Source organism: Aeromonas sp. CD (genome assembly GCF_033349375.1).
Taxonomy (GTDB): domain Bacteria; phylum Pseudomonadota; class Gammaproteobacteria; order Enterobacterales; family Aeromonadaceae; genus Aeromonas; species Aeromonas hydrophila.
In genome coordinates this window covers 928,846-937,500 of sequence record NZ_CP137631.1, presented here as the reverse complement: position 1 = coordinate 937,500, position 8,655 = coordinate 928,846, and the positions used below count along the sequence as shown (strand labels likewise).

Annotated in this window: 9 protein-coding genes (1 of these 9 only partly in view); 3 read left to right on the top strand and 6 right to left on the bottom strand. The window is 58.5% G+C overall.

Going from position 1 to position 8,655, the window contains the following annotated elements:
- A protein-coding gene (rapA, locus tag R2E40_RS04355; protein WP_318164852.1) for an RNA polymerase-associated protein RapA crosses the window boundary here: on the top strand, window positions 1-881 show its final stretch. Its footprint begins 1,987 nt before the window's first position; 881 of the gene's 2,868 nt are visible here — the last part of the coding sequence; its start codon lies beyond the left edge, outside the window; its stop codon occupies window positions 879-881.
- A gap of 36 nt (window positions 882-917) precedes the next feature.
- Window positions 918-1,574 (top strand): bifunctional tRNA pseudouridine(32) synthase/23S rRNA pseudouridine(746) synthase RluA, encoded by a 657-nt coding sequence (rluA, locus tag R2E40_RS04350; RefSeq protein WP_318164851.1) that lies wholly within the window; start codon window positions 918-920, stop codon window positions 1,572-1,574.
- Between the two features lie 73 nt (window positions 1,575-1,647).
- Here rluA and R2E40_RS04345 read toward each other — a convergent pair whose 3' ends face one another.
- From R2E40_RS04345 to R2E40_RS04325, 5 genes are all read right to left on the bottom strand, one after another.
- Window positions 1,648-1,836, bottom strand: coding sequence for a hypothetical protein (locus R2E40_RS04345; protein WP_073348952.1), 189 nt, complete (start codon window positions 1,834-1,836; stop codon window positions 1,648-1,650).
- Window positions 1,837-1,894: 58 nt separating this feature from the next.
- Window positions 1,895-3,826 carry a putative bifunctional diguanylate cyclase/phosphodiesterase gene (locus R2E40_RS04340; RefSeq protein WP_039214446.1) on the bottom strand — a complete coding sequence of 644 codons (1,932 nt, stop codon included), beginning with the start codon at window positions 3,824-3,826 and terminating at the stop codon, window positions 1,895-1,897.
- A 23-nt stretch (window positions 3,827-3,849) separates the two neighbouring features.
- Window positions 3,850-4,347, bottom strand: a complete 498-nt coding sequence (locus tag R2E40_RS04335; protein WP_043165753.1) for a molybdopterin-binding oxidoreductase — start codon at window positions 4,345-4,347, stop codon at window positions 3,850-3,852.
- Window positions 4,348-4,442: 95 nt separating this feature from the next.
- The gene (gene groL, locus R2E40_RS04330; protein WP_011704804.1) at window positions 4,443-6,077 is read right to left on the bottom strand and encodes a chaperonin GroEL; all 1,635 of its coding nucleotides are present in this window, start codon (window positions 6,075-6,077) and stop codon (window positions 4,443-4,445) included.
- Between the two features lie 41 nt (window positions 6,078-6,118).
- Window positions 6,119-6,412: a co-chaperone GroES gene (locus R2E40_RS04325; RefSeq protein ID WP_005309514.1), complete on the bottom strand. Its 294-nt coding sequence runs from the start codon at window positions 6,410-6,412 to the stop codon at window positions 6,119-6,121.
- 182 nt (window positions 6,413-6,594) lie between these two features.
- Between R2E40_RS04325 and R2E40_RS04320 the strand changes: the two genes are divergently transcribed.
- Complete coding sequence (locus R2E40_RS04320; protein ID WP_318164850.1) at window positions 6,595-7,995, top strand: MATE family efflux transporter; 1,401 nt, start codon at window positions 6,595-6,597, stop codon at window positions 7,993-7,995.
- Between the two features lie 23 nt (window positions 7,996-8,018).
- On the opposite strand, the gene R2E40_RS04315 is transcribed toward R2E40_RS04320, so the two are convergent.
- On the bottom strand, window positions 8,019-8,495 hold the full coding sequence (locus tag R2E40_RS04315; RefSeq protein ID WP_024946196.1) for an FxsA family protein: 477 nt from the start codon (window positions 8,493-8,495) through the stop codon (window positions 8,019-8,021).
- Window positions 8,496-8,655: the final 160 nt, after the last annotated feature.

The following is an 8,655-nucleotide window of genomic DNA, read 5'->3' as shown; positions in this document are numbered from 1 at the left end:
ACGAGCCGCTCAAGGCCCGGCTGGAACAGGGTCGCGATCGCCTGCTGGAGATCCACTCCAGCGGTGGCGCCGCCGCCCAGCAGCTGGTCGACAAGCTGGCCGCCGAAGATGACGACACCGGCATGATCTCCTTCGCCCTCAAGATGTTCGACGAGATAGGCGTCAATCAGGATGACCGTGGCGAGAACGCGCTGGTGCTGACTCCGGGGGATCACATGCTGGTCTCCAGCTTCCCGGGCCTGCCGCAAGACGGCATGACCATCACCTTCGATCGCAACACCGCTCTGTCGCGGGATGACATGGCGCTGCTCTCCTGGGATCACCCCATGATGCGCGGCGGTATCGACCTGATCCTCGGCTCCGAGATCGGCGCTACCTCGGTTGCTCTGCTCAAGAACAAGGCGCTGCCCATCGGCTCCATCCTGCTTGAGCTGATCTTCGTTGCCGAGTCTGCGGCCCATCCCCAGCTCTACCGCTTCATGCCGCCGACGCCGATCCGTCTGCTGATGGACAAGAACGGCCAGAATCTGGGTGAGAAAGTGGCGTTCGATGCCTTCAACCGCCAGCTAACTCCGGTCAATCGCCACCTCGGCAGCAAGCTGGTCACCGCATCCCAACCGGTGATCCACGGTCTGATTGGCAAGGGCCAGGCCATTGCCGAAGAGCTGAAAGGCGGGATTGTCGATAAGGCCCGCGCCCAGATGGCGCAGACCCTGCAGCAGGATCTGGACAGGCTGGAAGCGCTCAAGGCGGTCAACCCGAACGTGCGCGACAGCGAACTGGATTATCTGCGCAATCTGCAGGCAGAATTGCACCACCTGATCGATCAGACCCAACTCAAGCTGGATGCAATCCGCTTTATCGTGGTTACCCATAACTGATGGGGGCTTGCCCCCACCTTCTGATGCGAGACATTTATGTTTGAATACTCACCGCCTCTGGAACCCTGGCTCGATATCCTGTTCAAGGACAAGGACATCATGGTGGTCAACAAGCCCACTGGCCTGCTAAGCGTCCCCGGGCGCGGCCCCGAGAATGAAGACAGCGTCCTGCATCGGGTGAAACAGCAACACCCCAAGGCGGCGGCAGCTCATCGCCTCGACATGTCCACCACGGGCGTCATTGTCATTCCCCTCAATCCCAACTCTCATCGGGAGCTGAGTCGGCAATTTCGCGAGCGGGAGACCGAGAAGCACTACCTCGCCTGGGTGTGGGGCGAACCGGAAGCAGAGTCGGGTCAGGTCGATCTGCCGCTCTGCGTCGACTGGCCCAACCGCCCGAAACAGAAGGTGGATCATGAAGAGGGGCGTCATGCCCTGACCCTGTGGGAAAAATTGAAGGTAGAGAATGGTAACAGCCTGATTAAGCTGACCCCGATTACCGGTCGCTCCCATCAGCTTCGCGTCCATATGCTGGAGCTGGGGCACCCGATCCTGGGTGACAACCTCTACGCCAACCCGGATGCGCTGGCGGCTGCACCGCACCTTTATCTGCATGCGGCCAGCCTGACCATCACTCACCCCCGCAGCGGCGAGCGGATGACCTTCGAGGCACCAGCCCCTTTTCCGGTCTGAGCCAAGATCGACATCGCGATATCGCAGACATAAAAAAGCCCCCATCGACTGGATGGGGGCTTTTTCGTTAGGGTCAGACGCGAATATCGATGTTACTTCCCAAAGAAGCGTTGGCCGATGTCGGTGCAACCGGTGCTGATTGAGCTGCTGTTTGCAGCAGTTTCAATGCAGATTCACCTTCTTGGGTCTGTTGCTTCTTGGCCAGGCTGGCCGTCATCAATGCAGAACCAAATGACGCAGATGCAGAACTAGATATATCCATGGTGTACCTCCTGCTTTAAGACTATCGGCCATCTTGGACCAAGCATGAGCCATTTTGGCTAAATTAAATACGCCTTGTCCGGTTGGCGTCGCTCCAGCCACTCCTCTTCCATCTCCAGCAGGGTTTGATAAACCTTCTCAGCCTGTTCTGGGCGGCTGAACAGATAGCCCTGACCATAGAGATGAATGTCAGTGAGGGTGCGCAACACGTCGAGTTGAGCCTGGGTTTCTATCCCTTCACACACCAGACTCTTGCCCAGCATGGAACCCATCCGGCAGATGTTGGCGACCAGCTCAGATGCCTCGATAGACGTATCTATCCCCTGGATGAAGGAGCGATCGATCTTCACCTTGCTGACCGGCAGCTTCTGCAGATAACTGAGCGAGGAGTAACCGGTGCCAAAGTCATCCAGTGCCAGCTGTACCCCCTGCTGATTGAGATCCTGCATCAGTTGCAGGGAGTTTTTCACCTCGCGCATGGTGGTGTCTTCCGTCACCTCCAGCACTAAGCTGGCGGCCGGAATATGGTGGTCCATCAAAGCCTTGGCAACCAGCTTCAACAGATTGCGTTGATACATGCCGGGCGAGATATTCACGCACATCTGCAAATCAACCAAACCCAGTTGCTGCCACTGATAGAGCTGCTCGCAGGCCGTGTTCAATACCCAGCTGCCCAGCTTCTCGGCCAGCTGGAACTCTTCGGCGACCTGGATCACCTCGTTGGGTGGAATGAAGCCCAATTCAGGGTGACGCCAGCGCAGCAAAGCTTCCACCGCTTCGCAGCGGCCACTCTCGAGGTTGACGATGGGCTGGTAATAGAGCTCGAGCGCATTGTGCTCGAGCGCCATGATCATGTCGCTTGCCAAATGCTTACGACGCGCCGTTTCATTGAGCAACGAGTTGTCGTAGATGACGTATGGCACATGGGTCTTGCGGCTGTGAAACAAGGCCTGCTCGGCCCGGCTGAGCAGCTCCTGAGTATGCTTGCTGTCCATCGGGAAGAAGGCGATGCCGATGCCCACCTCCAGGCGGAACGGATAGTTGTCGATGATGATGTCCTGCTTGAGCGCATGCAGCAGGCGGGCCACCAGCTCCCTCACCTGGCGCAGGTCACTGCTTTCACGCTGGATCATGGCAAACTGATCGCCGCCCAGCCGGGCCACCCACTCACCGTTCTCACACAAACTGCGCATTCGCTTTGCCAGCTCTTGCAGCAGAAAGTCGCCGGTGTTGTAGCCGAACTTGCTGTTGATGTCGCGAAAATCGTTGATGTCCACCAGCACCAGGCCAAACGGCGTCTCCTTGGTGGCGTAAGACTCCATTTTCTCCAGCAAGGCCAACCGGTTAGAGAGCCCGGTCAGGGGATCGATCCGCGCCGCCCTGAAATGACGGCGGGCCTCACGGATCAGCAAGCCGCTCAGCAGCATCACCGACAGCACCAGCCCTGACACCATGAACAGCAGCGCATTGCGCAGTTGGCCAAAGCGTTTGTCATTGCCTGAATAGACGTTGATGTTCTTCTGCATCACGGAGGCGAGAGAATAGGAAAGTGGCTCCTGCAGAGGAACCAGGCGCATCAATATCTGCTGATAATCGGGTGTCCCCGCCTTCAGATTGGTGATATTGGGCTCCATCTCGCGGATATTGCTTTCGATCAACTGCACCAGCCGCAAGGTCTTCTGCTTGTCCTTCATGCTCTGACGCAACTGGCCACTGAGCAGGATGGGGGTACGGCTCCACAGGATGTCGTAGCGCAGCATCAGGGTATCGTGATCGATGCCGCCATAATGGTAGATCTCGACGGAGTTGAGGAAACGCCCCAACTCCAGTTGCAACTGCATCAGGGCCCAGGAGACGTCGTAGGTGTACCTCTCCATCACTCGGGTCGCATTCTGTATCTGCGCGAGGCAATAGAGGGTGCTTCCCGTAAACAACAGGATGGATAGGTAAAGAACGATGAGTAAAGGCCACGCCTTGGTCTTTGCTTTCACTCGAACTCCCGCAAGCCACTACATCAATGCTGAATATCAATGGCATTCAGTTGCCAAATCATCATGTCGGTAAACTCCGAGCGTTTCAGCTCGGGATACTGATCCAGCGGTAGGATAAACCAAAGTGGTCCCTTATTCCGTACCCGCATGGTGACCCCGTCATCTTGCCAGGCCAGAATCGGGTCATATTGCCTGACCTTATCCCAGTTGACCCTGATCTGAAAACTGTTCAAGGCCGTCAAGGTGATCGCCTTGCCATCCGCGCCGACGGCAGCCAAGACATCGGCCAGCTTGGGCCCCACATATTTGTGCGGTTTGTCGACCCAGGGATTGCTGGTCACTATCTCATGCTGCGGCAAGGCCTTGAGCATGGCGAGATCGAAGGAAACCACCCCCTCCGTCGCTTCGGCCGGCAGCACATTGCCGGTCACCTTCAAAATGACGGGCCCCTGTGGCGCCTCAAGTGCCATCACTGGCATGGCCAGCGAAAACAGTAATGGAATCAAACCCAGCACACGCATACTCACCTCTGATTAAGTCACTGACAATAGACTCAGTTTAGTCGCCATAAAAAAAACGGCCCGCAAAAGCGAGCCGTTTGGTAACCAGGACTAAATTACATCATGCCCATGCCGCCCATGCCGCCCATATCAGGCATGGCAGGGGCATCTTTCTTCGGCAGCTCGGAGATCATGCACTCGGTGGTGATCATCAGGCCGGCGATGGAAGAAGCGAACTGCAGGGCTGAACGAGTCACCTTGGTCGGATCCAGGATGCCCATGGCCAGCATGTCACCGTACTGTTCGGTGTAGGCGTTGTAACCGAAGTTACCTTCACCGTTCTTCACCGCATTGGCGATGACGGAGGCCTCTTCACCGGCGTTGATGACAATCTGGCGCAGCGGGGCTTCCATGGCGCGCAGAGCGACCTTGATACCCACGTTCTGATCTTCGTTGTCGCCACGCAGGCCGGCCAGTTTGGCGGCTACGCGTACCAGCGCAACACCACCACCGGCAACCACACCCTCTTCTACTGCGGCGCGAGTCGCGTGCAGGGCGTCGTCAACCCGGGCTTTCTTCTCTTTCATCTCGACTTCGGTGGCAGCACCAACCTTGATCACGGCAACACCGCCAGCCAGTTTGGCTACGCGCTCTTGCAGTTTCTCGCGGTCGTAATCGGAAGAGGTCTCTTCGATCTGCTGACGGATCTGGGCCACACGGCTCTCGATCAGGGACGCATCACCCACGCCATCGATGATGGTGGTGTTCTCTTTGGTGATGACGATGCGCTTGGCACGGCCCAAGTCTTCCAGAGTCGCTTTTTCCAGCTCCATGCCCACTTCTTCGGAGATCACGGTACCACCGGTCAGGATGGCGATATCCTGCAGCATGGCTTTGCGACGGTCACCGAAGCCAGGCGCCTTGACGGCAGCGACTTTCACGATGCCACGCATGGTGTTGACCACCAGGGTCGCCAGCGCTTCGCCTTCTACGTCTTCGGCCACGATGATCAGCGGCTTGCCTGCTTTGGCTACGCCTTCCAGCACCGGCAGCATTTCACGGATGTTGGAGACTTTCTTGTCAACCAGCAGAATGAAGGGATCGTCCAGCTCAACGGCACCGGTTTCCGGCTTGTTGACGAAGTAGGGGGAGAGGTAACCACGGTCGAACTGCATGCCTTCTACCACGGCCAGCTCGTCGTCCAGACCCTGACCGTCTTCAACGGTGATGACGCCGTCACGACCGACTTTGTCCATGGCTTCGGCAATCAGCTTGCCCACTTTCTCGTCGGAGTTGGCGGAGATGGTGCCAACTTGAGCGATGGCATTGTTGTCGGCACACGGCTGGGACAGCGCTTGCAGCTCGGCAACTGCGGCCACTACGGCCTTGTCGATACCGCGCTTCAGATCCATCGGGTTCATGCCGGCGGCAACGGCCTTCAGGCCTTCGTTGACGATGGCTTGAGCCAGTACGGTAGCGGTAGTGGTACCGTCACCGGCGGCGTCGTTGGCCTTGGAAGCAACTTCCTTGACCATCTGGGCGCCCATGTTCATGAACTTGTCTTCCAGCTCGATTTCACGGGCAACGGAGACGCCGTCCTTGGTGATGGTCGGCGCGCCGAAGGACTTGTCCAGTACCACGTTGCGGCCTTTCGGGCCCAGGGTCACCTTGACGGCATCGGCCAGGATGTTTACGCCTTCCAGCATCTTGCTGCGTGCTTCGTTGCCAAACTTGACTTCTTTAGCTGCCATTTCTTCAATCCTTCAATCAATTCGCAGGGGGAAAGGGTGGATTACTCTTCGACAATCGCCAGGATGTCGGTTTCAGACAGGATCAGTACGTCCTGACCATCCAGCTTCTCGGTCTTCACACCGTAGCCTTCGTTGAAGATCACCTTGTCACCAACCTTGACGGCGAGGGCTTTGACATCGCCATTATCCAGAATTCGGCCAGTCCCCACGGCAAGAACTTCACCACGGGTGGACTTCTGGGCCGCAGTACCAGTCAAGACAATGCCGCCAGCGGATTTGGCTTCAGCTTCGATGCGCTTGATGATGACGCGGTCGTGCAGTGGACGAATTTTCATCGATAACTCTCCCAAAATGAGTCTCTGTGTTGCTTTGAGGAATGGCCATTCCTGGCCAAATTAGATATGTCTCCGATGTGGGGCACGTTTGTTAACCCTTCAAGGGCAAATACAAAAAAAATATTTTCACGTACTATGAACGTCTTCGATGGATCTCCCGAAGTCCCGGTCAGGAAACCGGTTTGTGCTGCTCGCAGCCAGAACTCCGCCAGACGTACAGAGACGAGCCCGTGACCCGACCCAATCCCCTGCTGACTGCCCCCATGACGTCCGTATTGCTGCGCATGACGGGCCCGATGATCCTCGGCATCGTCGCCATTCTCGCCTTCAACCTGGTCGATACCTTCTTCATCGGCATGTTGGGCACCCAGGCGCTGGCCGCCATCAGCTTCACCTTTCCGGTGACCTTCGTGGTCACCTCGCTGGCGATGGGACTGGGGGCCGGCCTCTCTGCGGTGATGGGTCATGCGCTCGGCCAGGGCAAGCATGATGAAGCCGCCCGCATCACCACCGACAACCTGTTTCTGGCCGTGCTGCTGGTCACCCTCATCGCCCTGGCGGGGGCGCTGACCATACACCCGCTGTTCCGGTTGCTCGGCGCCAGCGATGAGCTGATCGCCCTCATCTACGACTACATGCTGATCTGGTATCTGACCGTCCCCATGCTGGTGCTGCCCATGGTGGGCAATGCCGCCATCCGGGCCACCGGCGATACCAAGACCCCCAGCCTGGTGATGACGGTGGCCGGGCTGGTCAACGGGGTGCTGGATCCCCTGCTCATCTTCGGCATAGGCCCCTTCCCAGCATGGGGGATCCGCGGCGCCGCCATCGCCACCTCCCTCTCCTGGCTGATGGCCATGCTGGTCAGCCTCTATATATTGCGCCACCGGGAAGGGCTGCTGCACTGGCGCCTCTCCCCGCGCCCGCAGTTGCTGGCCCACTGGCGCGCCCTGCTGCACGTGGCGGTGCCCGCCTCCTTCACCAACATGCTCAACCCGCTGGCCAACGCCGTGCTGATGACCATCTTCGCCGGGCTGGGGACGGAAGTGGTGGCCGCCTACGGCGCCGCATCGAGAGTGGAGGCTCTGCTGCTTATCGTTATGATGGCACTCTCCTCCGTGCTGGCCCCCTTCATCTCACAGAACTGCGGGGCGGGCAACCCGGCCCGTGCCAAGGCGGCGCTGCAGTTTTGCATGCGCTTTGCCGTGCTGTTCCAGCTGGCGGTATACGCACTGACCTGGCTGCTGGCCCCCTTCATCGCCGAGCTGTTCAGCAGTCATCCGCAGGTGGTGCGCCTCATCGTGCTCTATCTGCACCTGGTGCCCATCGGTTACGGCTTTCAGGGCATGGTGATGCTGCTCGCGTCCGCCTTGAATGGCGTGAGGGCTTCCAGCGTCTCTTTCCTGTTCAACGGGTTGCGGCTGTTTGTCTTCTTGCTGCCAGGGGCTTGGCTGGGGGCAAAACTGGGAGGGGAACAGGGGATCTATCTGGGCATTCTCGTGGCCAATCTGGCGGCGGGCACTCTGGCCTGGTGGTATGCCCGCCACCGCTTCGAGCAGTTGTGCCATCAGGGCAGGCCCTGATGGCAGGAAAGTAAGCGCAGCAGTTACTCCTTGCGCTCGAACTCCCCTTCGATGGTGGTGCCGCTGCGCGGAGCTTGACCCGGCTGGTCATTGCCCGGCACCTCGTCAAACGGCTGCTGACGGGCCTGAAAACCGCCCATCTGCATCTTGAACTGGTTGCTGCCGATCAGCTTGTCGGCCAGCTTGTTGCGCAGCCAGGGCTGTAGCAGCAGGATGCCGAAGAAGTCGGTCACGAAACCCGGGATGATCAGCAGCAGACCGGCCAGCGCCAGCATCATGCCCCCCATCACCTCACGTCCCGGCATCTCCCCCTGCTGCATCTTCTGCTGCGCATTGAACAGGGTCTTGATCCCTTCGCTGCGCACCAGCGAGGAACCCAGCACCGCCGTCAGAATGAGCAAGCCGACGGTCGGCAAGGCACCGATCACGGAGCCGACTTCGATCATGACGGTGAGCTCAAGCACCACCAGACCGACCAACAATAGAAACAACTTGCCCATAACAACCTCAGTGCGGATGAATGTGAATGAACCGCTGGCGAAGTGCGACAACCATTGATGCCGTTGCCAACCCGCCATGGTATCGGTTCCTGTTGATTAAAATGGGGGGTGACGCGCATTTTTCAAGTCCACAGGGTGACAAGGCGCCGGATCCACAGAA

Excerpts from the sequence above, each read along its gene's own strand:
- rluA (WP_318164851.1), top strand. The coding sequence starts at position 918 with ATGTTTGAATACTCACCGCCTCTGGAACCCTGGCTCGATATCCTGTTC.
- R2E40_RS04345 (WP_073348952.1), bottom strand. The coding sequence starts at position 1,836 with ATGGATATATCTAGTTCTGCATCTGCGTCATTTGGTTCTGCATTGATG.
- R2E40_RS04335 (WP_043165753.1), bottom strand. The coding sequence starts at position 4,347 with ATGCGTGTGCTGGGTTTGATTCCATTACTGTTTTCGCTGGCCATGCCA.
- groL (WP_011704804.1), bottom strand. The coding sequence starts at position 6,077 with ATGGCAGCTAAAGAAGTCAAGTTTGGCAACGAAGCACGCAGCAAGATG.
- R2E40_RS04325 (WP_005309514.1), bottom strand. The coding sequence starts at position 6,412 with ATGAAAATTCGTCCACTGCACGACCGCGTCATCATCAAGCGCATCGAA.
- R2E40_RS04315 (WP_024946196.1), bottom strand. The coding sequence starts at position 8,495 with ATGGGCAAGTTGTTTCTATTGTTGGTCGGTCTGGTGGTGCTTGAGCTC.